Here is a 26,268-nt window from a genome sequence, read left to right as displayed (position 1 = left end):
GGACCGCACAGCACTGCCCCGAACTGTCACGACTACGACGACGTAGAAGGAGACACACCATGAGGAGAATTCGGACAGCGGTCGCCACCGCCGCCGTCGCCGCGCTGGCGCTCACCGCCCTCCCGGTGAGCGCCACCGGCGCGGCGCCGGACCGGGGCGCGGCCCAGGCCGAGGCGCAGGCCGAACGTACGGCCCAGGCCGCGGGCGCCGCCCAGGACCGCCGCCAGCTCCGCACCTGGGCCGCCGACACCTGGCGCTCGTTCGAGGCGCTGGTCGACGAGGAGACGGGCCTGCCCGACGACAACATCGGCGGCGACCTGGACCCGGCCAGCCGGGGCGGCTACACCTCGCCGACCAACATCGGCGCGTACCTCTGGAGCACCGTCGTGGCCCGCGACACGGGCCTGATCGGGCGCAAGGAGGCCCGCGAGCGCCTGGCCACCACGCTGCACACCGTGGCCGGGCTCGAGAAGCACGAGCCCAGCGGCATGTTCTACAACTGGTACGACCCGGCCACGGGCGCCATGCTCCTGACGTTCCCCACGAGCGGCGACCCGATCAAGCCGTTCCTGTCGAGCGTGGACAACGGCTGGCTCGCCACGGGCCTGCTGCTGACGAGCCGCGCGGAGCCGTCGCTGGCCGACGAGGCGGACGCCGTCCGCGAGGCCATGGACTTCGGCTGCTACTACGACGCGGCGCAGAACCAGATCCGGGGCGGGTTCTGGGACGTCGACCCGCAGGAGACCGCGCCGGTGGCCGGCGACTACTGCGAGATGGGCGCCGACGTCTGGTACACGGGCCACCACTACGGCGCGTTCAACACCGAGCCGCGGATCGCGTCCTACCTGGGCATCGCCGAGGGGCAGATCCCGGCGGAGCACTACTTCGGCACCTACCGGACGTTCCCCGACACGTGCGACTGGTCGTGGACCGAGACCCGGCCGGTCGGCGAGTGGGCCGAGTACCTGGGGGTGCCGGTCTTCGAGGGGGCACTGCCCTACCGGGGCATGCGGGTGGTCCCGACCTGGGGCGGCAGCATGTTCGAGGCGCTCATGGTGCCGCTGTTCGTGCCCGAGGAGAAGTGGGGTCCGCGGTCGTGGGGCCGCAACCACCCCCTGTACGTGCAGGGGCAGATCGAGCACGGCCTGCGCGAGGCGGACTACGGGTACTGGGGCTTCTCGCCGTCGAACAACCCGGCCGGCGGGTACCGCGAGTACGGTGTGGACCAGCTCGGGCTGGACGGGCCGGGCTACACCTCCGACCAGGAGCGCACGACGGTCGACCAGCCGTACGAGGGCTGCCGCGAGGGCTCGCCGGAGCCCACGGCGTACGGCGACGGCGTGGTGACCCCGCACGCCTCGTTCCTCGCCCTGCGGTACGCGCCGCGGGAGGCGATGACCAACCTGCGGAACATCGCCACCGACTTCGACGCCTATGGCCCGGGCGGCTTCTACGACGCCGTCGCCGTGCGCAGCGGCCAGGTCTCCCAGCGCTACCTGTCCCTGGACCAGGGCATGATCATGGCCGCGCTCGGCAACGAGCTGGCCGACGACGCGATGCGCCGCTACGTCGCGCCCGGCGCCCTGGAGCGCGAGGTGCGACCGCTGATGGCGATGGAGACGTTCGCCGTCGGCCGCGACTGAAACCCCCGACGTGTCAGACGCTCAGGTCACCGGAGTGACCTGAGCGTCTGACACGCTGGACCTCCCGCACCATCTACGAAGGGGTAGTTCCTTGGCCTCCGTCGACCTCGCCCCGCGCCTCGGGCGCACCGTGCTCTACCAGATCTACCCGCAGTCCTTCGCGGACGCGAACGGCGACGGGATCGGCGACCTCGCCGGGATCACCGAGCGCCTGGACTACCTCGCCTGGCTCGGGGTGGACGCGATCTGGCTCAGCCCGTGCTTCGTCTCGCCGTTCGCCGACGCCGGGTACGACGTCGCGGACTTCCTCACCGTCGCCCCGCGCTACGGCACGAACGAGGACATGGCGCGGCTGACCGAGGAGGCCGGGCGCCGCGGCATCTCCGTGCTGCTCGATCTGGTGGCGGGCCACACGTCGGACCAGCACCCCTGGTTCCGCGCGTCGGCCGACGACCCGGACGACCACCGGTTCGTGTGGAGCGACGTGCCCGCCGAGGGCTTCCAGCCCGGGCCGGGCGCACGCGGCGGGTACTACAAGCCCAACTTCTTCCCCGTGCAGCCCGCGCTGAACTTCGGGTACGCCCGCCTCGACCCGGCAGAGCCGTGGCGGCAGCCCGTCGACGCCCCCGGTCCCCTGGCCAACCGCGCGGCGTTGCGCGAGATCATGGCGCACTGGTTCGGCCTCGGCGTGGCCGGGTTCCGCGTGGACATGGCGGCGTCGCTGGTCAAGGACGACCCCGGCCACGTGGAGACGGCCAAGCTGTGGCACGAGATGCGCGCGTGGCTGGACCGCGAGTTCCCGGGCCGCGTGATCATCAGCGAGTGGGGCGAGCCGCGGGTCGCGGTCCCGGCGGGTTTCCACGCGGACTTCTTCCTCCAGTTCGGCGGGGACGACGACGGCCTGCCGCTGCGGTCGCTGTGGAACAACGGCGCGGGCACGGTGAGCCCCGGCTGGGGCGAGCTGTCCCCTTGGGCGGGTGCGGACGGGACCGGCGACGCCGCCACGTTCGTCCAGGCGTGGCGGGCCGCGACGGACGCCATCGCGGCGGCCGGCCGCGGCGGCGTGGTGGGCCTGCCGACGTCGAACCACGACTTCACGCGGCTGGTCGCGGGCCCACGCGACGCCGAACAGGCCCGGGTGGCGCATGTGCTCACGATGACGTGGCCCGCCATGCCATCCGTCTACTACGGCGACGAGATCGGCATGCGGTACGTGCCGGGCACGCCGACCCTGGAGGGTTCCCGGCTGGGGCCCGCCTACGACCGGGCCGGCTCGCGCACGCCGATGCAGTGGGGTGACCTGCCCGCGGACCCGTACGGGCCCGGCAAGCCCGCGACGTCCACGTACCTGCCGCAGGACCCCGACCCGGACCGGCCGACGGTCGCCGCCCAGGTCGACGACGCCGGCTCGCTGCTGCGCCTGGTCCGCGACCTCATCGCGCTGCGGCACGACGACGAGCGCCTCGACGTGGCCGCGCCGGTCGAGGTGCTCGCCACCGGGTACCCCCTGGCGTACGTGCGCGGCGGCACGCTCGCCGTGGTGCTCAACCCGGGCCGCGCGGCCGTGGAGCTCCCGCTGGACGGCGCCGGGAAGGCGCGGCCGCTCGTCGCCCGGGGCCTCCGGGTCGAGGCGGGCGACGGCGCAGCGGGCGACGGCGGACCCGACGTCGTGCACCTGGACGGCCACGGCTACGCGGTGCTCGACCTGGCGGGCGCGTAGGGCGCACGACGCTGGTACGCGCACCGGTCCGGTGCGCGTACCGGGTTAACCTTGGGCCCGTGGAACTGATCCGGAAGGGCAAGGTTCGCGAGGTCTACGCGGACGGCGACGATGTGATCCTGGTGGCCTCCGACCGCGTGTCGGTGTACGACGTCGTGCTGCCCACGGCCGTACCCGACAAGGGCGCGATCCTGACCCAGCTCTCGCTGTGGTGGTTCCGCCAGTTCGCCGACCTGGTGCCCAACCACGTGATCAGCGAGGACGTGCCCGAGGAGTGGGCGGGCCGCGCGATCCGCTGCAAGAAGCTGGACATCGTGCCGGTCGAGTGCATCGCGCGCGGGTACCTCGCGGGCGGGGGGCTGGACAGCTACAACGCCACCGGCAGCGTGTCCGGCGTGGCGTTCCCCCCGGGCCTGGTCGAGGCCGACCGCCTGCCGCAGCCCGTCTTCACGCCGTCCACCAAGGCGGACGAGGGCCACGACGAGTACATCTCCGTCGAGGAGATCGCCAAGGACCTCGGCACGGAGACCACGGACCGGCTGCGCGAGCTGACGCTCGCGATCTACGACCGTGGCGCCGAGATCGCGCGCGAGCGTGGCGTCATCATCGCCGACACGAAGCTGGAGTTCGGGTTCGACGCCGACGGCGTGCTGACGCTCGCCGACGAGGTGCTCACCCCGGACTCCTCGCGCTTCTGGAAGGCGAGCGAGTACGAGCCCGGCCGCGGCCAGTGGTCCTACGACAAGCAGTTCGTGCGCGACTGGTCCTCGACCCTGACCGACTGGGACCGCACCTACCCGGGCCCCGAGATCCCGGACGACGTGGTCAAGGAGACGCGCGCCCGGTACGTCGAGATCTACGAGCAGCTCACCGGCGAACGCTGGGCCTGAGCACTCTCGGCCGCCGCGGTGCCGGAGAGTGTCAGTGGCACGCGCTAGCGTGCACGCCGTGAGCACCGCGGCATCCGTCCAGCAGTCGGCCTACCAGGCCACCTTCGAGGAGCTCGGCACGCCGCTGCGTGACGTGACCTTCGTCGTCGTGGACCTGGAGACCACGGGGACCAACGCCAAAGAGGGCGGGATCACCGAGATCGGCGCGGTCAAGGTGCGCGGCGGCGAGGTGCTGGGCGAGTTCCAGTCGCTGGTCAACCCGGGGCAGCCGGTCCCCGCGTTCGTCGCCCGGCTGACCGGCATCACGAATGCCATGGTCGCCACGGCGCCGGACATCGCCCTCGTCCTGCCGAGCTTCCTGGAGTTTGCGCACGACACGGTGCTCGTGGCGCACAACGCGCCGTTCGACGTCGGCTTCCTCAAGGCGATGTGCGCCCGGCTGGACTACCCGTGGCCCGGGTTCACCGTCGTGGACACGGTGCCGCTGGCCCGCCGCCTGGTGACGCGGGACGAGGCGCCCAACCACAAGCTCTCCACGCTGGCGAACCTGTTCCACGCCACCGTCTCCCCCGACCACCGGGCGCTGGCCGACGCGCGCGCGACCGTCGACGTGCTGCACGCCCTCTTCGAGCGCCTCGCGCCGATGGGCGTCACGCACCTGGAGGACCTCGCCACGGCGGCCGACCCGGTGCCGCCCGAGGTGCGCCGCAAACGCCACCTGGCCGACGGCCTGCCCGAGTCGCCCGGCGTCTACCTGTTCCGCGGCCCGGGGGACGAGGTCCTGTACGTCGGCACGTCGGTCAACATCCGCAAGCGGGTGCGCTCGTACTTCACCGCCGCCGAGAAGCGAAAGCGGATCACGGAGATGGTGCGCATCGCCGAGCGGGTCACGCCCGTCGCCTGCGCCACGCCGCTGGAGGCCCAGGTGCGGGAGCTGCGGCTCATCACCGAGCACGCGCCGCGCTACAACCGGCGCTCCAAGTTCCCGGAGCGGCACTCGTGGGTGCGCCTGACCGACGAGGCCTACCCGCGCCTGTCGGTCGTGGGCGGCGTCGTACCGGGCGCCGCGCACATCGGCCCCTTCGGGTCCCGGCGCACTGCCCAGGAGGCCGTGCACGCCCTCCACGACGCCCTGAACCTGCGGCAGTGCACCGCCCGCATCCCGCTGGTCTCCAAGCGGCCCGGCAGCCCGTGCGCCCTGGCGGGGATGGGCCGCTGCTCCGCCCCGTGCGTGGCCACGGAGGCGCCCGACGCGTCCTACGCCGACGTCGCCGACGCCGCGCGCGACGCCCTCACCGGCGACCCCGCCCCGGTGGTGCGGGCGCTCTCCGACCGGATCGCGACGCTCGCCCACCAGGAACGCTACGAGGAGGCGGGCGAGGTCACCCGGCGCCTGCGCGCCTTCGTGCAGGGCGCGCACCGGGCCCAGCGGCTCGGGCCCCTGGCCAGGTGCGCCGAGCTGGTCGCCGCACGCCCGTCGGGGATCGGCGACGCCCCGGGCAAGCCCGGCGGCTGGGAGATCGTGGTGATCAAGCACGGCCGGCTCGCCGCCACCGACGTGTCGGCGCCGGGCGCCAGCCCGCTCCCCCTCGTGTCCGCCCTGCGCACGACGGCGGAGCACGTCGAGCCGCCCGTCGCCCCCGCGCCCGCCGCACACCCCGAGGAGACCGACCTGCTGCTCGCCTGGCTCGACTCCCCCGGCGTCCGGCTGGTGCACGTCAGCGACACCTGGGCGTGCCCGGTGCGCGCGGCGGGGGCGCACGCCGACCTGACCTGGGCGTCGGAGCGGGTGCGGACGGAGATCGCCACGGCGGAGGGTTCGGCCGACGCGGAGCCCTCCACGGACGGAACCGCCGTCGTCCCGGGACCCGAGAACCCGCGGCACGTGGATACGATGACGGCATGCTGACCGCGATCGTCCTCATCGACGCCGAGACGTCCCGCATTCCCGAGGTCGCGCAGGAGGTCGCGAACATCGACGGTGTGAGCGAGGTCTTCTCCGTGACCGGCAAGACCGACCTCGTGGCGATCGTGCGCGTGCCCGAGCACGAGCAGCTCGCCGGCGTCGTGTCCGACACCGTGAACAAGGTGCCGGGCGTGCAGAACACCGAGACGCTCATCGCGTTCCGTGCCTTCTCCAAGGCGGACCTGGAGCAGGCGTTCGCCCTGGGGCTCGACGACTAGCTCGCGCCCCCGACCGCGGCTCCCCCGTTACCGCGGCTCCTCGCCCGGCCCCGCGGCGCCCTCTCCGGAGGTACGCGGCCCGGCCGTCCGCGGGCCGGACGTGCCCTGCCCGGCGGTGCCGGGCCCGACGGCCGCCGGGGTCCTGGCCTCGATCTCGTCGTGCTCGCCGTGCGAGTGGGCGGCCGCGAGCTCCGCGGGCCTGGCCGGCTCCACGCGGTCCTCGTAGAAGAACTCGGACAGCCGCTGCCAGCGCCGGTCGGACCGGTAGCCCTGGCGCCTGACGCCGCGGGCGTCCGTCGCGGGTCTGATCTCCAGCGGCCTCGGGGACGTGTGCTGGGTGCGCAGCCACACCTCCTGCGGGTCCAGCGGGGTGTGCACCTCGACGTACTCGCCGTTGGCGAAGCGCACGATGCGGCCCGACTCGTGACCGTGCAGCACCAGCTCGCGGTCCTTGCGCTGCAGCCCGAGGCACACCCGTTTCGTCACGAAGAACGCGAACACCGGCCCCACGAACAGGAGCACGCGCAGCACCCAGGTGATCGCGAAGATGCTCAGCGAGAAGTGCGTGGCGATGATGTCGTTCGTGGCGGCCAGGGCACAGACCAGGAACGCGACGAACAGTGCGACACCGATGCCGGTCCGCACCGGCCGGTTGCGCGGCCGGTCCAGCACGTGGTGCTCGCGGTGGTCCCCGGTCACGCGGGCCTCGAGGAACGGCCACGCGAACAGGATGGTGAACAGGATGCCCGGCACGACGACCGCCGGGATCAGGATGTTCATGCTCAGCGTGTAGCCGCCGATGACCCACTCCCAGCCCGGTCCCGGCATGAGCCGTAGGGCGCCGTCGACGAAGAGGATGTACCAGTCGGGCTGTGTGCCGGCGGAGACCGGTGCCGGGTCGTACGGGCCGTAGTTCCAGATGTTGTTGATCGCCATCGTGCCGCCCATGAGGGTCAGCACGCCGGCGATGATGAAGAAGTTGCCCGTCATCTTGGCCACGTACACCGGCAGGGCCGGGTAGCCGACGACGTTCTTGTCCGTGCGGCCGCCGCCCGGGTACTGGGTGTGCTTCTGCAGCACCATGAGGAACAGGTGCAGCGCGATCAGGGCGATCAGGATCCCGGGGATCACGAAGATGTGCAGGGTGAACAGCCGCGGGATGATGTGGCTGCCCGGGAACTCGCTGCCGAACACCAGGAACGACATGTACGAGCCGATCACCGGGATGGACTTGACCACGCCGTCGATGATGCGCAGGCCGTTGCCGCTCAGCACGTCGTCGGGCAGCGAGTAGCCGGTGAAGCCGGCCGCCAGGGCCAGGATGAGCATGGTCAGTCCGACCAGCCAGTTGATCTCGCGCGGCTTGCGGAACGCGCCGGTGAAGAAGATCCGGAACATGTGCAGCACGATCGAGCCGATGAAGATCAGGGCCGACCAGTGGTGGATCTGCCGCATCAGCAGACCGCCGCGCACCTCGAACGACATGTCCACGGTGGAGCTGAACGCCGCCGACATGAGCTGCCCCTGCATCGACGGCGGATAGTCGCCCTCGAACCGCACCAGCGCCATGGACGGCTCGAAGAACATCGTCAGGAAGAACCCGGACGCGATCAGCACCACGAATGAGAACAGGGCGATCTCGCCCAGCATGAAGGACCAGTGGTCGGGGAAGACCTTGCGCGCCAGCTCCTTGACCAGCACCCCGATGGTGGTGCGCTGGTCCAGGTAGTCGGCTGCCTTGCCGACGGCACTCGGACGCTGCTTCGTTGCCACGTCATCACCCCTGATTTCGGCGGCGCGGGCTCTACCGTTGACATCCAGTAGACACCGTGCCGGGCTTTGCTTCCACCCTCGCCGACGAATCAGGGCGCCGGAACGTGACACGACAGATCCGGCGCACCCGCGGGAGAAATCTCCCGGAGCGCGCCGGATCTGGTCCCGTCAGGCTGTCACGCCGAGGCGACGACGAGACCCGCGGTCTGCGTCTTCGCCCGCGCCAGGCGCTCGGAGACGTTGCTCCACGACACCAGGTTCCACCAGGCCTTGATGTAGTCCGGGCGGACGTTCAGGTAGTCGATGTAGTAGGCGTGCTCCCAGCAGTCCAGCATGAGGACCGGGGTGAGCGCGAAGGGGATGTTGCCCTGCTGGTCGAACAGCTGCACGACGACCAGCTTCTGGCCCACGGAGTCCCAGGCCAGGACGGCCCAGCCGGAGCCCTGCACACCGGCGGCGACGGCGGTGAAGTGCGCCTTGAACTTCTCGAACGAGCCGAAGTGCTCGTCGATCGCCGCAGCGATGTCGCCGGTCGGCTCGCCGCCGGCCTCCGGTGCCATGTTCGTCCAGAAGATCGAGTGGTTGATGTGACCACCGAGGTTGAACGCGAGGTCCTTCTCGATCTTGTTGACGCCTCCGAGGTTGCCCGTCTCGCGGGCCTCCTCGAGCTGCTCCAGGGCAGTGTTGGCACCCTTGACGTACGTCGCGTGGTGCTTGGAGTGGTGCAGCTCCATGATCTTGCCCGAGATGTGCGGCTCGAGCGCGGCGTAGTCGTAGGTCAGGTCAGGGAGCGTGTAAACAGCCATTGCTGAGGTACCTCCAGGATCGGTCCGCACACCGGACGGTGCGCAGGGGTGGGACGCCGTCCTGGTCGTGCGCCGGTGTGGTGCCCGCCGGGACGGCAATGGCCCGTGTCCCTGGCCGCAGATGCGGACCAGGAGACACAGGCCATCGCTTGGTGTCGCAGGTCGCTCAGTGCTCCCGCGAGGTGGTTCCCGCGCCTGCCTCGACGGCCTGGCGCTCGGAGCCGGACAGCTCGTCGTGCTCGCCGTGCGAGTGCGCGGCGGCGACCTCGGCCGGGGTGACGGGCGAGACGCGGTCCTCGTAGAAGAACCGGGACAGGCCCTGCCAGCGCTTGTCGGCGCCGTAACCCTTGCGCTTCACGCCGCGGGCGTCCGTCTTCGGGGCGATCGCCAGCGGGGCCGGCGCCTCGAAGTTGACGCGCAGCCAGCGCTCCTGGTCGTCGAGCGGGGTGTGCACCTCGATGTACTCGCCGTTGGCGAAGCGCACGATGCGGCCCGACTCGTGACCGTGCAGCACCAGCTCGCGATCCTTGCGCTGCAGCCCGAGGCAGATGCGCTTGGTGACCCAGTACGCGAACACCGGCCCCACGAAGAACAGGACGCGGAACACCCAGGTGATCGCGTTGATCGACAGCGCGAAGTGCGTGGCGATGAGGTCGTTCGACCCGGCCAGGGCCAGGATGATGAACGCCGTCAGGAACGCGACGCCCAGGCCGGTGCGCGCCGGCTTGTTGCGCGGGCGGTCCAGCACGTGGTGCTCGCGGTCGTCGCCGGTCACCCGCGCCTCGAGGAACGGGTAGACGATCAGGAACGTGAACAGGATGCCGGGGATCACCACAGCGGGGATCAGCACGTTCAGCGGCAAGGTGTAGCCGAAGATGACCCATTCCGTGCCCTGGCCCGGCATCAGGCGCAGCGAGCCCTCCAGGAACAGCATGTACCAGTCCGGCTGGGCACCCGCGGAGACCGGCGACGGGTCGAACGGCCCGTAGTTCCACACGTTGTTGATCGACATCGTGGCACCCATGAGCGCCAGCACGCCGAAGACCATGAAGAAGTTGCCGGTCATCTTGGCCACGTACACCGGCAGGGCCGGGTAGCCGACGACGTTCTTGTCGGTGCGGCCGCCGCCCGGGTACTGGGTGTGCTTCTGCAGCACCATGAGGAACAGGTGCAGCGCGATGAGCGCCAGCAGGATGCCCGGCACCACGAAGATGTGCAGCGTGAACAGGCGCGGCACGATGTGGTGGCCCGGGAACTCGCCGCCGAAGATCATGTACGACATGAACGAGCCGATCAGCGGGATCGACTTGACCACGCCGTCGGTGATGCGCAGGCCGTTGCCGCTCAGGACGTCGTCGGGCAGCGAGTAGCCGGTGAAGCCGGCCGCCAGGCCCAGGATCATGAGCAGGATGCCGACGATCCAGTTGATCTCGCGCGGCTTGCGGAACGCGCCGGTGAAGAACACGCGCATCATGTGCACCACGATCGAGGCCATGAAGATCAGGGCCGACCAGTGGTGGATCTGCCGCATGAGCAGACCGCCGCGCACCTCGAACGACATGTCGAGGGTCGAGGCGAACGCGACGGACATGAGCTGACCGTGCATGGTCGCGGGGTGCTCACCCTCGTAGGTGGTGAGCGCCATCGACGGCTCGAAGAACATCGTCAGGAAGAATCCCGAGATGATCAGCACCACGAACGAGAACAGTGCGATCTCGCCGAGCATGAAGGACCAGTGGTCCGGGAAGACCTTGCGCGCGAACTCCTTGACGGCGACGCCGATGGAGGTGCGCTGGTCGAGGTAGTCCGCCGCCTTGCCGACGGTCGTCGTCGGCTTGGCCGGTGCCTCACGCTTGGTGTCGTGGGTCGCGGTGCTCACTTCAGGCGCTCCCAGAAGCTCGGGCCGATGGGCTCGGCGAAGTCGTCCTGCGCCACGAGGTAGCCCTCGTCGTCGACCGTGATCGGCAGCTGCGGCAGCCGGCGGTTGGCCGGGCCGAAGACGACCTTCGCGCTGTCCGCGATGTCGAACGTCGACTGGTGGCAGGGGCACAGGAGGTGGTGGGTCTGCTGCTCGTACAGGGCCACCGGGCAGCCCACGTGCGTGCAGATCTTCGAGTAGGCGACGATCCCCTCGTGCGACCAGGTCTCGCCCTCGGGCGACTGGTCCGTGCGGAGGTCCTCCGGGTTGAGGCGGACCATCAGCACCACGGCCTTGGACTTCTCGTTGATCCACTCGTGCGTGGAGCGGAACTCCTCGGTGGTCTCCGGGATCACGTGGAAGACGGAGCCGACGGTGACGTCGGCGGCCTTGATGGGCCGGCCCGAGGGGTCGATCGCCAGGCGCGTGCCGTTCTTCCACATCGTGTGCTTGAACTTGGAGACGTTCCAGTCGCCGCCCACGGAGCCGATCAGCGGCACCGCGATGGCCAGCGGGAACAGCGCCAGGGCACCGAAGAAGGCGCCCTTGAGCACGCCCCGGCGTCCGACGACGCCCGAGTCGGCGAGGCCCTCGTTCAGGTCCTGGACCGCGATGGCGCGGTCCTCCTCGTTCGTCGCGAGCGGGTGCCGCTCCTGGACCATCTCCTTGTCGCCCATGAGCGACTTGGCCCAGTGGATGCCGGCGATGCCGATGCCCAGCAGCGACACCGCGAGGCAGAGGCCGAGCAGCAGGGTCGACAGGCGGACACCCGAGGTGGTGCCGTCCGGCGGGACCATCACGTAGGCGACGATCGAACCGACCGTGCCCAGGATCGACAGGACGAAGAGGATGGTGACGGTCCGCTCGGCGCGCTTGGCGGCGCGCGGGTCGGTGTCCGTCAGACGGTGCTTGTGGTCCGGGACGCCCGGGTCCGGGAACCGCTCCGGGTGCCCGACGGCGGTACCCGCCTCGGGGGTGACCGTCACCTCGTGCGAGGTGTCGGCGGGGTTGTTCTGGTTCTCGCTCACGAGGACTTCGCTCCGATCCACACTGCGGCGCCGATGAGCAGGCCGAGGCCGATCACGAAGGCCCAGAGACCTTCGGACACCGGTCCGAGGGCGCCGAGCGCGTTACCGCCGGCCGAACCCTCGCGCTGCTCGACGAGGAACGACACGATGTCGCGCTTCTCGTCCGGCGTGATGTTCGCGTCGTTGAACACCGGCATCGACTGCGGGCCGGTGAGCATCGCCTGGTAGATGTTCCGCTCCGACGTCTCCCAGAGCGCGGGGGCGAACTTGCCCTCCGAGAGTGCGCCGCCGGCGCCCACGGCGTTGTGGCACATGGCGCAGTTGGTGCGGAAGAGGGCCATGCCGTTCGAGGGGTCACCCTGCGTCGGGTCGACCTGCTCGTCGGTCGGGATGGCCGGGCCGGCGCCCAGCGAGGCGACGTACGCGGCCAGCGCCGCGGTCTGCTCCGCGTCGAACTGCGGCGGCTTGGCCTCGGCCTGCGGGCCGTTCATCTGCATCGGCATGCGGCCGGTCGACACCTGGAAGTCGACGGCGGCAGCGCCGACGCCCACCAGGGACGGCACGCCGTCGGTGCCCTCGGCGTTCGCGCCGTGGCACGTCGCGCAGTTGGCCTGGAACAGCTTCTTACCGGTCTCGATGTCCGCGGTGCTGACGGTCTCGGCCTTAGCCGTGCTCGGAGCCAGGGCGGCGTAGACGCCGCCCGTGGTCAGCAGCGCCAGCAGCAGGAGTACGACCGGCGCCAGCCGGTGGTGCCTGCGGGCGGCGAGTGCCTTCACGAAAATTTCCTCGTCTCGCTGTGAGTGTTGAGCTTCTCTGTTATGAACCTATGCCACCGCACGTGGCCGTGAGGCGCGGCTGCCCGGGGGCGACCGCGCGACCGGTCAGCGCAGCAGGTAGATCACCGCGAAGAGCGCGATCCACACCACGTCGACGAAGTGCCAGTAGTAGGACGTGACAATCGTGGTGGTGGCCTCGTGGTGACCGAAGCGCTTGGCGGCGAACGAGCGGCCGAGCACGAAGAGGAAGGCGATCAGACCGCCGGTCACGTGCAGACCGTGGAAGCCGGTGGTCATGTAGAAGACCGACCCGTACGCGCTGGACGAGATGGTCAGACCCTCGTGCACCAGCTCGGTGTACTCGAAGATCTGGCCGCCGATGAAGAACGCGCCCATGAGGTAGGTCATGGTCAGCCACTCGTGCATGCCCCAGGTCCAGAACTGGAAGAGCTTCCCGGAGCGCGACGGCTTGAACTGCTCGGCCTTGAAGACCGCCCACTGGCAGGTGAAGGAGGACAGCACCAGGACGATCGTGTTGATCGTGGAGAAGGTGATGTTCAGCTTGTCCGCCTGCAGCGCCCACTCCTCGGCCGGCATGGTCTGCCGGACGGTGAAGTACATCGCGAAGAGCGCTGCGAAGAACATGAGCTCGCTCGCGAGCCAGACGATCGTCCCGACCGAGACCGGGTTCGGACGATTGACTGTCACGTGCTGGTGCGTGGGGGTGGCTGCAGCCGTTGCGGTCGACACGACAGCCATTATGGCCGACGTTCGCGTGTCCCGAACGCCGAACCGTCACGGACGCTCGCGTCGAATCTCACAAAGTCCACTCAACGCCCTACCTGGGGCGTCTCTTGCTGACGCCATTCTGCAGAGTGCCATGAAAAGGGCGTGGACATATCTGCCGTCGGAGCGGGGTCTGTGCCACGATCGACGCATGACCGGCATGACGACGGAAGTGACCAGCGCAGGCACGAGCGGTACGCCCTCCCCCAGCGCGACGTCGAGCCCGCGAGTCCTCCTGTACAGCGACGACCGGACGGTGCGTGAGCAGGTACGCCTCGCCGTCGGCCCCCGCCTGCACGCGGGCGCGCCCGACATCGTGTGGGCCGAGGCCGCCACCGCGGCCGCCGTGGTGGACAAGGCCGACAACGAGACGTGGGACCTGCTCGTCCTCGACGGAGAGGCCGACCAGGCCGGCGGCATGGGGCTGTGCCGCCAGCTCAAGAACGAGATCTACGAGTGCCCCCCGGTGCTGGTCCTCACGGGCCGCCCGGCGGACGCCTGGCTCGCGACCTGGTCCCTGGCCGACGGCGTGGTGGCGCGCCCGCTCGACGCCATCAAGGTCCAGGAGGCCGTCGCGCGCCTGCTCGCCCCCTCGACGGCGGGTACCGCGTGAACCTCGAGGCACCCACCTGGTCCGGTCTGCTCGCCGGGCTCATGACCGGCACCGACCTGAGCCAGCAGGAGGCCCGCTGGGCGATGGACCGGGTGATGACCGGTGAGGTCTCCCCCGTCCAGCTCGCCGGCTTCCTCGTGGCGCTGCGGGCCAAGGGCGAGACCGTCGAGGAGCTCGCGGGCCTGACCGACTCCATGATCGAGCACGCGGTGCGCATCGACGTGCCCGGGCCGTCGGTGGACATCGTCGGCACCGGCGGCGACCGCGCGCACACCGTGAACATCTCCACGATGGCCTCCGTGGTCATCGCGGGCGCCGGCCTGCGGGTGGTGAAGCACGGCAACCGGGCGGCGTCGTCGTCGTCGGGCAGCGCGGACGTGCTGGAGGAGCTCGGCATCCGCCTGGACCACCCGCCGGAGCGCGTCGCGCAGATCGCGCGCGAGGCGGGCATCACCTTCTGCTTCGCCGCGGCTTTCCACCCGTCCATGCGCCACGCGGGCGTGACCCGCAAGGAACTGGGCGTGCCCACGGTCTTCAACTTCCTGGGCCCGCTCACGAACCCGGCCCAGCCGCGCGCGGCCGCCGTGGGCTGCGCCGACGCGCGGATGGCGCCGCTGATGGCGGGCGTCTTCGCCGAGCGGGGCAAGTCCGCGCTGGTCTTCCGCGGGGACGAGGGCCTGGACGAGCTCGCCGCGACCGCGGGTGCCACCGTCTGGGAGGTGTCCGGGGGCACGGTCACCGAACACCGCATCGACCCCGCCGACGACCTCGGCCTGACGCGCATCAAGGTCGAGGACCTGCGCGGCCACGACGCCGCCTACAACGCGGGCGTCGCCCGCGCCGTGCTGGCGGGCGAGTCCGGTCCGGTCCGCGAGACCGTGCTGCTCAACGCGGCCTCGGGCCTCGTCGCCGACGGCACGCTGCCCGGTACCGGCTCCGGCACGCTCGTGGAACGCCTCACCGCCGGCATCGGCCTCGCGGCCCAGGCCGTGGACTCCGGGGCGGCGCAGGCCACCCTGGAGCGCTGGGCCCAGGCCGCGAGGTAGCACAGCAGCGCAGGGGATCAGCCGAGCATGCCCTCGGTCAGCTCGTCGATGCTCACGAGCTGGTCGCCGGTCGGGGCGGCCACGTCGACGGGCTCGCCCCAGCCGGTGAAGGTGCCGCTGGCCACCAGGGGCTTGCCCTCGACGTCCATCGTCATGACCAGCGCACGTGCCAGGTTGTCCTCGTCCACGTGGTAGACGATCTCCATCTCGCCCATCTGCGCCAGCATGTCCTCGGGCAGGTCCTCCACCTGGGGGCCGGTCATCTTGGTCGGGTCGACGAGCAGCGTGTAGACGTCCGTCTCGACGCCGTCGACCGTCTCCGGGCCGGACTTCTCGAACGACGTGATGGCCCCCTCCATGCCCTGGAGCTGCGCGGCCGGGTCCATGTCCTCCAGGCTGCTCCGCATGGCGTCGCCCATGCCCTTGAAGAGCGTGCCCATCGGGTTGTCGGACTCGCCGGCCTCGGTCAGGCTCAGGAACTTGCCGGACGTCGTCTCGCCCATGTTCATGTAGAAGTCGCCGTCGACGAGGACCATGTCAGCGGTCTCGCCCTCGATTTCCATCGTCATCGCCATCGCCGGGTTCTTCGGGTCGGCCAGGTCGATGTCGGCCTCGAGGGGAGCGCCCGCCAGCCCGGCTTCCTCGGCCCCCGCGCCCGAGTAGCCCATCGACATGTGGACGGTGCCCGCCTCGGTCTGTGCCGCGGAGAGCTCCTCGACGAACGAGGCCTGGGTCAGCTCGACCTGGGTCTGCGCCGCCTCGGTGGGGGCAGCCTCGTCAGCGGAGCCGCTCGAGGTTGCCGCGCAGCCGCCGAGGCCCACGGCGAGCACGCCCGCCGTCGCCAGCACCACCGTCTTGGAGTAACGCACTGTTGGCCTTCCTGCTCGCCCTCCGGCCGACGCACAGGTTGCCTCGGGGAACCGGCCAGCGAACAGTCGATCTCACCACGGTGGACTCCCAGGACACCGTCGGCAGCGGGTGAACTACCGGGTGAAAACGAAGCGACCCGGCGTCGGGGCACACCCTCGCACGAGGGCACGCTCCGACGCCGGGTCGGCCGTGAAAAGCAGTGAGGACGAGCTCAGTGCGAGTGGATGCCTCGCGAGTACTCGAACACCCAGCCCACCAGCGCGATGATCGCCACGCAGAAGCCGATGTAGAGCACCCACCAGCCCACGGCCAGGCCGAGGAAGCAGATCGCGGCGGAGCCCGCGATCGCGAGCGGCCACCAGCTCCAGGGCGCGTAGACGCCCTGGTCGCCCGCGGCGTCCTCGATGTTGCCGTTCGGGTCGTCCTCGGGCCGGGCGTCGATGCGCCGGGCCGTCAGCGTCAGGTACGCGCCGATCATCGCCACCAGGGCGCCGACCAGCGGCATGCCCAGGTAGCCGACCGGCTCCTGCCAGTCCGTCATGAAGCCGTAGACGACTCCGGCCAGGACGAAGAAGGGCGTGCCCCAGAGGAACAGGCGACTCTCGATCTTCACTTGCTGGTCCCCTCGTCCGGCTGGTCAACGATGGTCGTGCTGCTCTGACCCGACTCGCCGCCGCCGTGCGCGGCGCGCTGCTGGGCCTGCTTGTCCTGACCGCGCCGGTCCGCCTCGCCGTAGATGTTGTCGAGCACACCGCGGTTGTACTCCGGGTGCTCCATCGCGACGACCTCGGGGTGGTGCAGGTCGAACGCCGGCGACTCCGAGCGGATGCGCGGGAGCGAGGCGAAGTTGTGCCGCGGCGGCGGGCAGGACGTGGCCCACTCCAGGGAGCGGCCGTAGCCCCACGGGTCGTCGACCGTGACCTTGGGCGCCTTGCGCCAGGTGATGTAGACGTTCCAGAGGAACGGCAGGGTGGACGCGGCGAGGATGAACGCGCCGATCGTGGACACCTGGTTCTCCCAGGTGAAGCCCTCCTGCGGCATGTAGTCCGCGTAGCGGCGCGGCATGCCCTCCACACCCAGCCAGTGCTGGATGAGGAACGTGGTGTGGAAGCCGACGAAGAGCATCCAGAAGTGCACCTTGCCCAGGCGCTCCGACAGCATGCGGCCGGTCATCTTGGGCCACCAGAAGTAGAACCCGGCGAACATCGCGAACACGACGGTGCCGAAGACCACGTAGTGGAAGTGCGCCACCACGAAGTACGAGTCGGAGAGCTGGAAGTCCAGCGCCGGGCTCGACAGGATGATGCCGGTCAGACCGCCGAAGAGGAAGGTCACGAGGAAGCCGATGGACCAGAGCATCGGTGTCTCGAACGTGAGTTTTCCTCGCCAGAGCGTGCCGATCCAGTTGAAGAACTTCACGCCGGTCGGCACCGCGATGAGCATCGTCATGAACGCGAAGAACGGCAGCATGACGGCGCCGGTCACGTACATGTGGTGCGCCCACACCGTCACCGACAGCGCGGCGATGGCGATGGTCGCGTAGACCAGGCCCGTGTAGCCGAAGATCGGCTTGCGGCTGAAGACCGGGAAGATCTCGGACACGATGCCGAAGAACGGCAGCGCGATGATGTACACCTCGGGGTGACCGAAGAACCAGAAGAGGTGCTGCCAGAGGATGGCGCCGCCGTTCTCCGGGTTGAAGATCTGCGCGTCGAGACGGCGGTCGGCACCCAGCGCGAACAGTGCCGCGGCCAGGGGCGGGAACGCCATCAGCACCAGGAGGCTGGTGACCAGCGTGTTCCAGGTGAAGATCGACATCCGGAACATGGTCATGCCCGGCGCACGCATCGTGATGATCGTGGTGATGAAGTTGACCGCACCGAGGATCGTGCCGAAACCGGCCAGCGCCAGGCCGAAGACCCAGAGGTCTCCTCCCAACCCTGGACTGTAGGTCGTGGTCGACAGCGGCGCGTAGGCGAACCAGCCGAACGACGCGGCACCCTGCGGGGTCAGGAAACCGGCCACCGTGATGAGGCCGCCGAACAGGTACAGCCAGTAGGCGAACATGTTCAGCCGCGGGAACGCGACGTCGGGCGCGCCGATCTGGAGCGGCATGATCACGTTCGCGAAACCCGCGAACAGCGGGGTGGCGAACAGCAGCAGCATGATCGTGCCGTGCATCGTGAAGAGCTGGTTGTACTGCTCCTTGCTCTGCACCAGCTGGATGCCCGGCGCGAAGAGCTCGGCCCGGATCAGCAGGGCCATCAGGCCGCCGATGCAGAAGAAGATGAACGACGTGATCAGGTAGAGGTACCCGATCGTCTTGTGGTCAGTGGACGTGATCCACTTGATGACGGTCCGGCCGAGCGTCTGCCTCCCGGGCGCCAGGCCCGGGATCAGCTCGGTCGTGGTCGCTGCGGCCATCAGTGCCCAGCCTCCTCTTCCAGTGTTTCTGCCGGGTCCTCCACCGGGCCGGCGGTGCGGGCGAGGTCCATGCCGAGCGAGCCGGTCTGACCCTTCGCCTCGAGCTCCGCCATGTGGGCGTCGTACTCCTCGGCGGACACGACCTTCACGTTGAAGAGCATGCCGGAGTGGAACTCGCCGCAGAGCTCGGCGCACTTGCCGGCGTACGTGCCCTCACGGGTCGGCGTGACCTGGAACGTGTTGGTCCGGTTCGGGATCATGTCCTGCTTGTACAGGAACGCGGGGATCCAGAACGAGTGGATGACGTCGCGCGAGTCGAGCGTGAACTCGACCGTCTCGTTCACCGGCAGGTAGAGCGTCGGGAAGGACGTCGAGGTGCCGACGGCGCCGTCGAGCTCGTCCTCGGCCGTGACGCTGCCGGGGTCCGCCTCGTGCTCGCCGTAGTCGTACACGTCGGCGTCGAGGTAGTTGAAGTCCCAGCTCCACTGCTTGCCGATGACCTGGATGTGCTCGGTCGCGGTGCCGTCGACGGTCTTGATGGCCGTCACGTCGCGGTCGGTGTACCAGAACAGCACCAACACCATGATGATCGGCACGGCCGTGTACATGAGCTCGAGCGGCAGGTGGTAGCGCGTCTGCACCGGGAGCTGGTGGTCGTCCTTGCGCTTCCGGTAGGCCGCGATGCACCACAGCATCAGGCCCCAGGTCACGATGCCCACGGCGAGGGCAGCGATCCACGAGCCCACCCACAGGTCGGTGATGCGCTCGGTCTGGTTAGTCACCTCCCCGTCGCTGTAGCCGGGCAGGTATCCGCGCTGGACGGATTCACTTGCGCAGCCGGAGGCCAGCACTGCGACTGCGGCGGCAAGAGCCGACGCACGCAGGATGGCCCGCCGGGTGCGGGTAGGTGGCTTCGAGTGCAAGGGAGGCCTTTCACGTCTCGTCCGGCGCGTCGCACCGGTTTCCTCCCGAGCTCCACGCAGAACCTTCGTCCTCGATGGGATGCAGCCTAGCGCGCTCCGGGGCCTGATGATGCCCGGAAGGCGCCCGCGGGAACGTGACGCACTCCGCACCTGGGGCACACATCGACGCTGTTCAGGACACCCACCCAAGTCGTGTCAGAACGATCGTCACGAGGCACCGCGGCAGGGGTGCGAGGATCGGGTGGACGGCACAAGGAGCAGGAGGACGTGTGAGCCACGCCACCCCAGGTGTCCCCGAGCGGGTCTACCTCGACAACGGCGGGCGGGCCCCGTGGCACCCGCTCGCCCGGCAGGCCTTCGAGCAGGCCCTCGCCGACGGCTGGGCCGACCCCCGCCGGCTGCACGCCGAGGGCCGCCGCGCGGCCCGGCTGCTCGACGGCGCCCGCGAGGCGATCGCCGCCGTGCTCGGCGCGCGGAGCCAGGAGGTCCGGTTCACGCCGAGCCACACGGCCACTCTCCACGCCGCGGTCGCGTCGGCGGCCGCCGCCCGACGGCGCGCCGGTTCCGCGGTCGTCGTCGGCGCCGTCGAGCGCGCCGCCGTGCTGCACGCGGCGACGCTCGCCGCGGGGGATACCGGTCCCGTGCCCGTCGACCGGCTCGGTCGGGTCGACGTCGACGCCATGGTCGCCGCGGTCGGGGCTCCCGGCGTCGCGCTGGCCGCGCTCCAGCACGCGAACGGCGAGGTGGGCACGGTCCAGCCGGTCGAGGCGGTGCACGAGGCGGCCCGCGCGGCCGCCGTCCCCCTGCTGGTCGACGCCGGGGCGAGCGTCGGGCACGTGGCGGTGCCCGACGCCTGGGACCTCCTCGCCGCCGACCCGGCCGACTGGGGCGGGCCCGCCGGCGTCGGCGTCCTCGCCGTCCGGCAGCGGGTGCGCACCGCGCCCGTCGGGCCCGAGGACGAGGACCCGTGGGCCCCGGGCGGCGTGAGCGTGCCGCTCGCGTTCGCCGCCGCGGTGGCTCTGCAGGCGGTCGAGTCCGACCGCGTGGCGCAGGAGGCGCGCCGCCGGGCGCTGGTGGAGCGCGTGCGTGCCGCGGTGGCGCGCATCCCCGACGTCGAGGTGGTGGGCGACCCGGACGACCGGCTTCCCCACGTGGCCACGTTCTCGTTCCTCTACGTGGACGGCGAGGCGCTCGTGACGGAGCTGGACCGGCACGGGTTCGCGGTCGGCTCGGGCTCGGCGTGCACCGCGAGCACGCTGGAGCCGTCGCACGTGCTGGCCGCGATGGGCGTGCTCACGCACGGCAACGTGCGGATCGCCCTGGACCGGTCCACCACGGCCGACGAGGTCGACCGCTTCTGCGCGGTGCTCCCCGGCGCGGTGGCGAAGGTCCGGGAGATGCTGGGCGTCGGCGGCCTCTGACTCCCCTCGTCCGTGTCAGACGTACGGGTCACTAGAGTGACCTGTGTGTCTGACACGCTGGTGGACGCTCGCGGGCTGCGCTGCCCGCTGCCCGTGATCCGGCTCGCCGCGGCGGCGAAGGGCCTGCCCGCCGGCACGGAGCTGACCGTCCTGTCGACCGACCCCGCGGCCAAGCTCGACGTGCCCGCGTGGTGCCGGATGCGCGGCCACGAGCACGTGGGGACCCGGGAGCACCGGGCCGCGGCCCCGGAAGCCGGGGACGAGGCCTGGGACGGCTGGGCCGTCACGGTCCGCCTCGGCTGACGCACGCGGCTCCGGCGCCCCTTCCGGGAACGACGACGGGCCGGTCACCCTGAGGTGACCGGCCCGTCGTGCCGAGAACTACGCTCGGCGAGCTTCGATCAGGAGAACGACCCGCCGCAGGCGCATGCGCTGCCGGCGTTCGGGTTGTCGATCGTGAAGCCCTGCTGCTCGATGGTGTCCTTGAAGTCGATCGTGGCGCCCTCGAGGTACGGCACGCTCATCTTGTCCACGACGACCTCGACGCCGTCGTAGTCGCGCAGAGCGTCCCCGTCGAGCACCCGCTCGTCGAAGTAGAGCTGGTAGATCAGCCCGGAGCAGCCACCCGGCTGCACCGCTACGCGGAGGCGCAGGTCGTCGCGGCCCTCCTGCTCGAGCAGGCTACGGACCTTGCCCGCGGCGACGTCGGTGACGTTGACGCCGTGGGTTGCGATGTCCGTGGTGGTGTCGGTCATGTCATCTCCCGATCGTGTTCGACATACCGGTTGTCGATCCTTGAACGTTGCCAACCGATGAGCTGGTCCGTCTGTTCCCGCGTTCCGGTCTGTTCTCAGATCGTACGCCCAGGTCTCGCCCGAGCCCATCACCGTTCCGCCTGCGCGGCACGGTGAGCGCTGTCAGTCTGCCCAGCCCGGGGACCACGTCCGGGCCACGCGCGCGACGTCGTCGTCCGCCACCTCGTGCACCCCGCTGAGGCCCGCCGTGGACCACTCCCGCCTGCTCACCTGGCTGCGCCCGGTGAGCACGACGACGGGGACGGCGTGCGGCGCGGCGGCGGCCGCCGCCTCCACGACGACCCCCCGGTGCAGCCCCTCGCCGTCGAGCAGCGTGACGTACGCCACTACGACGTCGGCGCGTGCGGCGGCGTCGCTCAGCGCCGCCTGCTCCGCCCGCGGCAGGGCCGACGGGGCCGGCCCGGGCGGGGTCGGCCCCGGGTGGGCCGGCCCCACGTCCTGCGGCCCGACGGCGGCCGGCCGGCCCACCGGGATCGCCGGACCCGCCAGGAGCACGCCACGGCCCGCACCCTCCTCGTGCCCGTTGCCGGAGCCGCCGCCCGGCGCACCGCCCGGACCGCCCGTGGACGCGGCGGCGGCCGCCGGCACCCGGACCACGCGCGCCTCGGTGCCGGCGTGCGGCGCGGCGGCATGCCACGCGGAGGCCAGTCGCTCGGCGTCGGGCAGGGTCTCGGCAAGCAGCAGCACGTGCACGAGACGCATCGTGGCACCGTCCTGACCGGGTGTCATCACCGCGTGTCATGATGGTGACCGTGAGCACCCTGCTGGCTGAATACTCCGGCTTCTCCGAGCCCGCCTCCTCCCCGTTGCTGTTGCTCGGCCAGGGTCGTGACCTGGCCTCCGAGCGCGGCGTGGAGTGTACGGGCGAGCTTCCCGCACCGAGCGACCCGGACCTGGTGGACCGGGCCCGCGCCGCACGGGCCGCCCTCGGCAGCCGCGCGTTCGTCCTGGGCCACCACTACCAGCGCGACGAGGTCATCGACTTCGCCGACGTGACCGGCGACTCCTTCAAGCTCGCGCGCGAGGCAGCCGCCCGCCCCGAGGCCGAGTTCATCCTGTTCTGCGGGGTGCACTTCATGGCCGAGAGCGCGGACATCCTCACGTCCGACGCGCAGCAGGTCGTGCTGCCGGACCTCGCGGCCGGCTGCTCCATGGCCGACATGGCCGCGATCGGCCAGGTCGAGGAGGCCTGGGCCGTGCTGCAGGACGTCGGCATCGCCGACTCCACGATCCCCGTCACCTACATGAACTCGTCGGCCGCCATCAAGGCGTTCACCGGGCGCCACGGTGGCACCGTCTGCACCTCCTCCAACGCGGAGGTCGCGCTGCGCTGGGCGTTCGACCAGGTGGGCGGCATCGACGGCACCGGCAAGGTCCTGTTCCTCCCCGACCAGCACCTGGGCCGCAACACCGCCGTGCTGGAGCTGGCGATGTCGCTGGACGACTGCGTGGTCTTCGACCCGCGCAAGCCGAACGGCGGGCTGACCGACCAGGAGCTGCGCGACGCCCGGATGATCCTGTGGCGCGGGCACTGCTCGGTCCACGGCCGCTTCTCGGAGCAGAACGTCACCGACATCCGCGCGGCGGTGCCCGGCATCAACGTGATGGTGCACCCCGAGTGCAAGCACGAGGTCGTCACCGCCGCCGACTACGTCGGCTCGACGGAGTACATCATCAAGCAGCTCGACGCCGCCGAGCCCGGCTCCTCGTGGGCCATCGGCACGGAGCTCAACCTCGTCCGCCGGGTCGCCCGCGCGCACCCGGACAAGCAGGTGCACTACCTCGACTCGACGGTGTGCTTCTGCTCCACGATGAACCGCATCGACCTGCCCCACCTGGTGTGGGCCATGGAGTCGCTCGTGGAGGGGCGCATGGTGAACCGGATCGTCGTGGACGCCGACGATGCCCACTGGGCGCGCGTGGCCCTCGACCAGATGCTGGCCCTTCCCGGAATCTGACCGGGCTGAGCGTGTGAGCGGCAACGGCGGGCTGCGCATCGGGATCTTCGTCTTCGACGGGGCGGAGGAGCTCGACGTCGTCGGACCCTTCGAGGTCTTCGCGGAGTGGGGCTCGCACTCGCAGCTGCGGCCCACCGTGAGCACGTTCTCCTGGGACGGCTCCGGCGTGCGGCTCGCCAAGGGGCTGCGGATCCTGCCCGCGCACGGCGCGGACGACGTGGGCCCGCTGCACGTGCTGGTCTACCCGGGCGGCATGGGCACGCGGCCGCTGCTGGCCGAGCCGGGGCACCTGGAGTGGCTGCGCCAGATCCGCAAGCAGACCCCGATCATGGCGAGCGTCTGCACGGGTGCCCTGCCCCTGGCCGCCGCCGGGCTGCTCGCGGGGCGACCCGCCACCACGCACCACGAGCACTACGACGAGCTCACCGAGCTGGACCCGAGCGTGCTGGTGGACACCGAGGCGCGGTACGTGGACGACGGCGACGTGATCACGTCCGCCGGCGTCTCGGCGGGCATCGACATGGCGCTCCACCTGGTCGAACGCCTGGAGACCCCGGCCGCGGCCCGGCTGGTGCGCAACGCGATCCAGCACCCGCCGACGGCGCTCGGCGCGCCCGGACCAGGGACCGGACCGGGTATCTGATACTGCCAGTTTCCGGTATAACCTCGGGCGCATGGCTCGCATGCTCCAGCTCACCTGGACCGGACTCTTCCCGCGCAAGGCCCGCCCCGGACAGACCCTGCTCGACCCCTCGGTCACCCGGATGCGCGTCGGCCCCCTGGACCTCGACTCCTACCTGCACGTCAACAACGGCACGTACCTGCAGATGATGGACGTCGCCCGGAACAACCAGATCGCCGACCTCGGCATGTTCCCGGTCGCCAAGGAGAAGGGCTGGGCCCCCGTGGTCGCGGCCTCGACCATGAAGTACCGGCGCTCCCTGCAGCCGTTCGACCGGTTCGAGATCACGACCCGGATCCTGGGCTGGGACGAGCGCGTCTTCTACCTGGAGCAGGTCTTCACGCGGGGCGACACGCTGTACGCCCGCGGGATCGTCGCGAGCCGGTTCCTGGACCGCAGGGGCAACCGGATCTCGGCGCTCGACGTCGTCCGGGACGCCACGGGGCAGGACCTGCCCTCCCCCGCCCTTCCCGAGGACGTCGCGGCCTGGGCCCGCGCGATGGATGTCGCACCGCGCGAGCCCTCCGCGAAGAACTAGAGGGACGGGCTGGAGGGACGGGCTAGAGCCCTTCGCCGATCTTCGTCAGCAGCAGCGCCTCGGCCAGGACGACGTTCTGCAGCTCCCCGAGGTGCACCGACTCGTTCGCGCCGTGCGCCCGCGAGTCCGGGTCCTCGACGCCCGTCACGAGGATCGCGGCGTCCGGGAAGATCTCGAGCAGGTCCGCGATGAACGGGATGGACCCGCCCACGCCGACGTCGACCGGCGGGGTGCCCCACGCCTCGGTGAAGGCGGCACGGGCCGCCCGCATCGCCGCCGTGTCGCCCGGGGCGAGGAACGGCTTGCCCTGCTCGCCCGAGCGCCACGTGACCTGTGCGCCGAACGGCGCGTGCTTCGCGACGTGGGCGGCGAGGGCGGCGTCGGCCGCGGCCGGGTCCTGGCCCGGCGCGAGCCGCAGCGAGATCTTCGCGGTGCAGCGCGGCGCGATCGTGTTGGACGCCTCGGCCACCGAGGTGACGTCCATGCCGATGACGGACAGCGCGGGCTTGGACCACAGGCGCCCCGACAGCGTGCCGGTGCCGGCGAGCTCCGCGCCGTCGAGCAGCGAGGAGTCGGCACGGAACTCGGCCTCGGAGTAGTCGACCTCGGGCTCGGGCGCGGTGACCAGACCCTCGACCGCGACGTCGCCGGCCTCGTCGTGGAACGTCGCCACGAGGCGCGACATCAGGGTGACGGCGTCCAGCACCGCGCCGCCGAACATGCCGGAGTGCACCGCGTGGTCCAGGACCCGCAGCTCGATCTCGCCGTCGACGAGGCCGCGCAGCGACGTCGTGAGGGCGGGGACGCCCACCTTCCAGTTCGTGGAGTCGGCCACGACGATGACGTCGGCCGCGAGCAGGTCGCGGTACTGCTCCAGGAAGGCGCGGAACGACGGCGACCCCGACTCCTCCTCGCCCTCGAGGAACACGGTGACGCCCACGGGCAGGTCGGCACCGTCCGGCAGGCCGAGGGTGCGCAGGGCGCCCAGGTGGGCCACGATGCCCGCCTTGTCGTCGGCCGCGCCACGGCCGTAGAGCCGCTCCCCCACCTGCGTGGGCTCGAACGGCTCGGTGTCCCAGGTCGCGGGGTCGCCCGGCGGCTGCACGTCGTGGTGTGCGTACAGCAGCACGGTCGGCGCGCCCTCGGGCGCGGGGCGGCGCGCGACGACGGCGGGCGCGCCGGGCGTGCCGTCGGGGCGCGGGGCGGACAGGATCTGGACGTCCGGCAGACCCGCGTCGCGCAGGAGCTGCGCCGTGGCGGCGGCGCTGGCGGCCACGTGCGCCTGGTCGAACGCGGCGGCCGAGACGCTCGGGATGCGGACGAGCGCCTCGAGGTCGGCCTGCAGAGCGGGGAACAGCTCGGTGACGCGGGCCCGGAGGGCCGCGGTGGTATCGATGGTCACAGCCCCACGTTAACGGCTCGGAACCGGCCGCCGCCGGGAGCGATTAGGCTGG

The 26,268-nt window shown here is 70.9% G+C and carries 25 protein-coding genes; 12 read left to right on the top strand and 13 right to left on the bottom strand.

Going from position 1 to position 26,268, the window contains the following annotated elements:
• Nucleotides 1-59 precede the first annotated feature (59 nt).
• The 5 genes from QRN56_RS14460 (at nucleotide 60) to QRN56_RS14440 (ending at nucleotide 6,437) form a co-directional block, all read left to right on the top strand.
• Nucleotides 60-1,643 carry a glucoamylase family protein gene (locus tag QRN56_RS14460; RefSeq protein WP_285104353.1) on the top strand — a complete coding sequence of 528 codons (1,584 nt, stop codon included), beginning with the start codon at nucleotides 60-62 and terminating at the stop codon, nucleotides 1,641-1,643.
• Nucleotides 1,644-1,734: 91 nt separating this feature from the next.
• A complete protein-coding gene (locus QRN56_RS14455) occupies nucleotides 1,735-3,363 on the top strand; it encodes an alpha-amylase family glycosyl hydrolase (protein ID WP_285104351.1) in 1,629 nt (542 codons plus the stop codon).
• Between the two features lie 59 nt (nucleotides 3,364-3,422).
• The gene (locus tag QRN56_RS14450) at nucleotides 3,423-4,253 is read left to right on the top strand and encodes a phosphoribosylaminoimidazolesuccinocarboxamide synthase (protein ID WP_502928801.1); all 831 of its coding nucleotides are present in this window, start codon (nucleotides 3,423-3,425) and stop codon (nucleotides 4,251-4,253) included.
• A gap of 49 nt (nucleotides 4,254-4,302) precedes the next feature.
• Nucleotides 4,303-6,162, top strand: a complete 1,860-nt coding sequence (locus QRN56_RS14445; protein ID WP_285104402.1) for a DEDD exonuclease domain-containing protein — start codon at nucleotides 4,303-4,305, stop codon at nucleotides 6,160-6,162.
• Nucleotides 6,156-6,437: an Lrp/AsnC family transcriptional regulator gene (locus QRN56_RS14440; protein ID WP_253867636.1), complete on the top strand. Its 282-nt coding sequence runs from the start codon at nucleotides 6,156-6,158 to the stop codon at nucleotides 6,435-6,437. The genes QRN56_RS14445 and QRN56_RS14440 overlap by 7 nt, the downstream gene beginning before the upstream one ends.
• 27 nt (nucleotides 6,438-6,464) lie before the next feature.
• Here QRN56_RS14440 and qcrB (QRN56_RS14435) read toward each other — a convergent pair whose 3' ends face one another.
• The 6 genes from qcrB (QRN56_RS14435) to ctaE form a co-directional block, all read right to left on the bottom strand.
• Entirely contained in the window at nucleotides 6,465-8,210 is a 1,746-nt protein-coding gene (gene qcrB, locus QRN56_RS14435; protein ID WP_285104349.1) for a cytochrome bc1 complex cytochrome b subunit, read from the bottom strand.
• A gap of 176 nt (nucleotides 8,211-8,386) precedes the next feature.
• A complete protein-coding gene (locus tag QRN56_RS14430) occupies nucleotides 8,387-9,016 on the bottom strand; it encodes a superoxide dismutase (RefSeq protein ID WP_285104348.1) in 630 nt (209 codons plus the stop codon).
• A gap of 166 nt (nucleotides 9,017-9,182) precedes the next feature.
• Nucleotides 9,183-10,895 (bottom strand): cytochrome bc1 complex cytochrome b subunit, encoded by a 1,713-nt coding sequence (qcrB, locus tag QRN56_RS14425; protein ID WP_285104346.1) that lies wholly within the window; start codon nucleotides 10,893-10,895, stop codon nucleotides 9,183-9,185.
• Nucleotides 10,892-11,962, bottom strand: coding sequence for a cytochrome bc1 complex Rieske iron-sulfur subunit (qcrA, locus tag QRN56_RS14420; RefSeq protein ID WP_285104344.1), 1,071 nt, complete (start codon nucleotides 11,960-11,962; stop codon nucleotides 10,892-10,894). The genes qcrB (QRN56_RS14425) and qcrA overlap by 4 nt, the downstream gene beginning before the upstream one ends.
• On the bottom strand, nucleotides 11,959-12,738 hold the full coding sequence (gene qcrC, locus QRN56_RS14415) for a cytochrome bc1 complex diheme cytochrome c subunit (protein ID WP_285104342.1): 780 nt from the start codon (nucleotides 12,736-12,738) through the stop codon (nucleotides 11,959-11,961). The genes qcrA and qcrC overlap by 4 nt, the downstream gene beginning before the upstream one ends.
• A gap of 105 nt (nucleotides 12,739-12,843) precedes the next feature.
• Entirely contained in the window at nucleotides 12,844-13,497 is a 654-nt protein-coding gene (gene ctaE / locus QRN56_RS14410; protein WP_108495698.1) for an aa3-type cytochrome oxidase subunit III, read from the bottom strand.
• Between the two features lie 178 nt (nucleotides 13,498-13,675).
• On the opposite strand from ctaE, the gene QRN56_RS14405 reads away from it, so the two are divergent.
• On the top strand, nucleotides 13,676-14,137 hold the full coding sequence (locus QRN56_RS14405; RefSeq protein ID WP_285104341.1) for a response regulator: 462 nt from the start codon (nucleotides 13,676-13,678) through the stop codon (nucleotides 14,135-14,137).
• On the top strand, nucleotides 14,134-15,183 hold the full coding sequence (gene trpD, locus QRN56_RS14400) for an anthranilate phosphoribosyltransferase (protein WP_285104339.1): 1,050 nt from the start codon (nucleotides 14,134-14,136) through the stop codon (nucleotides 15,181-15,183). Before QRN56_RS14405 ends, trpD begins: the two co-directional genes overlap by 4 nt.
• Nucleotides 15,184-15,200: 17 nt before the next feature.
• Here the strand turns inward: trpD and QRN56_RS14395 are convergent, their stop codons facing one another.
• From QRN56_RS14395 to ctaC, 4 genes are all read right to left on the bottom strand, one after another.
• Complete coding sequence (locus QRN56_RS14395; protein WP_285104337.1) at nucleotides 15,201-16,052, bottom strand: SCO4651 family lipoprotein; 852 nt, start codon at nucleotides 16,050-16,052, stop codon at nucleotides 15,201-15,203.
• Between the two features lie 212 nt (nucleotides 16,053-16,264).
• The gene (locus QRN56_RS14390) at nucleotides 16,265-16,666 is read right to left on the bottom strand and encodes a cytochrome c oxidase subunit 4 (RefSeq protein ID WP_285104334.1); all 402 of its coding nucleotides are present in this window, start codon (nucleotides 16,664-16,666) and stop codon (nucleotides 16,265-16,267) included.
• Nucleotides 16,663-18,477, bottom strand: coding sequence for an aa3-type cytochrome oxidase subunit I (ctaD, locus tag QRN56_RS14385; protein WP_285104332.1), 1,815 nt, complete (start codon nucleotides 18,475-18,477; stop codon nucleotides 16,663-16,665). Before ctaD ends, QRN56_RS14390 begins: the two co-directional genes overlap by 4 nt.
• Nucleotides 18,477-19,400, bottom strand: coding sequence for an aa3-type cytochrome oxidase subunit II (gene ctaC / locus QRN56_RS14380; RefSeq protein ID WP_285104330.1), 924 nt, complete (start codon nucleotides 19,398-19,400; stop codon nucleotides 18,477-18,479). Before ctaC ends, ctaD begins: the two co-directional genes overlap by 1 nt.
• Nucleotides 19,401-19,669: 269 nt before the next feature.
• Between ctaC and QRN56_RS14375 the strand changes: the two genes are divergently transcribed.
• Nucleotides 19,670-20,821 carry a cysteine desulfurase family protein gene (locus QRN56_RS14375; RefSeq protein WP_285104329.1) on the top strand — a complete coding sequence of 384 codons (1,152 nt, stop codon included), beginning with the start codon at nucleotides 19,670-19,672 and terminating at the stop codon, nucleotides 20,819-20,821.
• Nucleotides 20,822-20,866: 45 nt separating this feature from the next.
• Nucleotides 20,867-21,124, top strand: coding sequence for a sulfurtransferase TusA family protein (locus tag QRN56_RS14370; protein WP_285104327.1), 258 nt, complete (start codon nucleotides 20,867-20,869; stop codon nucleotides 21,122-21,124).
• Nucleotides 21,125-21,222: 98 nt separating this feature from the next.
• Here QRN56_RS14370 and erpA read toward each other — a convergent pair whose 3' ends face one another.
• Together erpA and QRN56_RS14360 are read right to left on the bottom strand one after the other, a co-directional pair.
• Nucleotides 21,223-21,576 (bottom strand): iron-sulfur cluster insertion protein ErpA, encoded by a 354-nt coding sequence (erpA, locus tag QRN56_RS14365; RefSeq protein WP_020014294.1) that lies wholly within the window; start codon nucleotides 21,574-21,576, stop codon nucleotides 21,223-21,225.
• A gap of 162 nt (nucleotides 21,577-21,738) precedes the next feature.
• A complete protein-coding gene (locus tag QRN56_RS14360; protein WP_285104325.1) occupies nucleotides 21,739-22,338 on the bottom strand; it encodes a hypothetical protein in 600 nt (199 codons plus the stop codon).
• Nucleotides 22,339-22,379: 41 nt separating this feature from the next.
• Between QRN56_RS14360 and nadA the strand changes: the two genes are divergently transcribed.
• Genes nadA through QRN56_RS14345 form a run of 3 tightly spaced genes read left to right on the top strand, consistent with a single transcriptional unit; the run spans nucleotide 22,380 to nucleotide 24,814 of the window.
• A complete protein-coding gene (nadA, locus tag QRN56_RS14355; protein ID WP_285104400.1) occupies nucleotides 22,380-23,594 on the top strand; it encodes a quinolinate synthase NadA in 1,215 nt (404 codons plus the stop codon).
• A gap of 13 nt (nucleotides 23,595-23,607) precedes the next feature.
• Nucleotides 23,608-24,237, top strand: a complete 630-nt coding sequence (locus QRN56_RS14350) for a DJ-1/PfpI family protein (protein ID WP_285104323.1) — start codon at nucleotides 23,608-23,610, stop codon at nucleotides 24,235-24,237.
• 31 nt (nucleotides 24,238-24,268) lie between these two features.
• Nucleotides 24,269-24,814, top strand: coding sequence for an acyl-CoA thioesterase (locus QRN56_RS14345; protein WP_502928800.1), 546 nt, complete (start codon nucleotides 24,269-24,271; stop codon nucleotides 24,812-24,814).
• Nucleotides 24,815-24,836: 22 nt separating this feature from the next.
• On the opposite strand, the gene QRN56_RS14340 is transcribed toward QRN56_RS14345, so the two are convergent.
• The gene (locus QRN56_RS14340) at nucleotides 24,837-26,216 is read right to left on the bottom strand and encodes a dipeptidase (RefSeq protein ID WP_285104321.1); all 1,380 of its coding nucleotides are present in this window, start codon (nucleotides 26,214-26,216) and stop codon (nucleotides 24,837-24,839) included.
• Nucleotides 26,217-26,268 lie beyond the last annotated feature (52 nt).

Origin of the sequence: Promicromonospora sp. MEB111, from assembly GCF_030209445.1 — a bacterium.
Lineage (GTDB): Bacteria > Actinomycetota > Actinomycetes > Actinomycetales > Cellulomonadaceae > Promicromonospora.
Note: the sequence above shows the minus strand (reverse complement) of the source record. Positions and strands in the feature narration are given on the sequence as shown.

Coding starts and splice junctions, on each gene's coding strand:
- QRN56_RS14460 (WP_285104353.1), top strand. CDS start 60: ATGAGGAGAATTCGGACAGCGGTCGCCACCGCCGCCGTCGCCGCGCTG.
- QRN56_RS14440 (WP_253867636.1), top strand. CDS start 6,156: ATGCTGACCGCGATCGTCCTCATCGACGCCGAGACGTCCCGCATTCCC.
- QRN56_RS14430 (WP_285104348.1), bottom strand. CDS start 9,016: ATGGCTGTTTACACGCTCCCTGACCTGACCTACGACTACGCCGCGCTC.
- ctaE (WP_108495698.1), bottom strand. CDS start 13,497: ATGGCTGTCGTGTCGACCGCAACGGCTGCAGCCACCCCCACGCACCAG.
- QRN56_RS14405 (WP_285104341.1), top strand. CDS start 13,676: ATGACCGGCATGACGACGGAAGTGACCAGCGCAGGCACGAGCGGTACG.
- ctaD (WP_285104332.1), bottom strand. CDS start 18,477: ATGGCCGCAGCGACCACGACCGAGCTGATCCCGGGCCTGGCGCCCGGG.
- erpA (WP_020014294.1), bottom strand. CDS start 21,576: ATGACCGACACCACCACGGACATCGCAACCCACGGCGTCAACGTCACC.
- QRN56_RS14360 (WP_285104325.1), bottom strand. CDS start 22,338: ATGCGTCTCGTGCACGTGCTGCTGCTTGCCGAGACCCTGCCCGACGCC.
- nadA (WP_285104400.1), top strand. CDS start 22,380: ATGGTGACCGTGAGCACCCTGCTGGCTGAATACTCCGGCTTCTCCGAG.
- QRN56_RS14345 (WP_502928800.1), top strand. CDS start 24,269: ATGGCTCGCATGCTCCAGCTCACCTGGACCGGACTCTTCCCGCGCAAG.